Source organism: Bacillus sp. 05T31, assembly GCF_056396725.1.
On sequence record NZ_JBFTMA010001507.1, the window covers coordinates 1 to 367 of the forward strand.

Below are 367 nucleotides of genomic sequence, written 5' to 3' on the forward strand. Positions count from 1 at the left end.
GTTACAAACTTAGTGCTGGCAGGATTCACAATCCAAAATGCATCAAAAAAAGCAGCTGATGCAGCAAGAAAAAAACTGGGTGCTGATGTTACTTTAGGTCTTGATTTTGATAAATTAGGAAAACAAGCAAGGGAAACTGGAGAAGCGCCTAATCCGCCGCAGCTCAATACAAAAGAAACAGATCAATTAGCGAAGTCCAAGCATGTAAAAGACTATAATTATATAACCCATAATTTCGGAATTGCAGATGGATTTAAATTAGTAGGAGTTTCAGAAGGAGAAGGAGAAGGAGAAGGAAAAGGAAATGCTAGAGTGGCAACGGCGGGAGGATCAGGTTCGGGTACAGAAATAGATATGAATTCTTCTC

General features: G+C 39.5%; 1 pseudogene. It reads left to right on the plus strand.

The features are described 5' to 3' along the window. Nucleotides 1–367, plus strand: a pseudogene (locus tag AC1DJR_RS34095) (ABC transporter permease); the annotation flags it as partial.